This window comes from Providencia rustigianii DSM 4541, assembly GCF_000156395.1.
GTDB lineage: Bacteria > Pseudomonadota > Gammaproteobacteria > Enterobacterales > Enterobacteriaceae > Providencia > Providencia rustigianii.
On the sequence record NZ_GG703819.1, the window covers coordinates 624377 to 624793 of the forward strand.

At 43.9% G+C, this 417-nt stretch carries 1 protein-coding gene; it reads left to right on the forward strand.

The window, feature by feature from the left end:
- The coding region (locus PROVRUST_RS12730; protein ID WP_006815251.1) for a terminase large subunit domain-containing protein at positions 1–417 on the forward strand (417 nt) is incomplete at both ends.

Here is a 417-nt window from a genome sequence, read left to right on the forward strand (position 1 = left end):
TCCCAAACTTGCCAATCGCAATAAAGGCGAGCGCCGCGCCCCTGAAAAGAATTTATTTAGCGAAGAACAGCTTGAAAAACTGGAAGAAATCTTTCGTGAAAATATGTTTGAGTATCAGAAAGTTTGGTACGGCGCAGGACATAAACACCGTATTCGCAATATCCTAAAATCACGCCAAATTGGGGCGACTTACTTCTTTGCCCGTGAAGCCTTTATGGATGCCCTCACCACAGGGCGAAATCAAATATTTTTATCTGCAAGTAAAGCTCAAGCGCATGTATTCAAAGGTTATATAATTGATATGGCGCGTGAAGTTGATGTTGACTTAAAAGGCGACCCCATTGTTTTGCCTAATGGCGCAACCTTGTATTTTCTCGGCACTAACGCCCGTACCGCACAAAGCTACCACGGCAACTT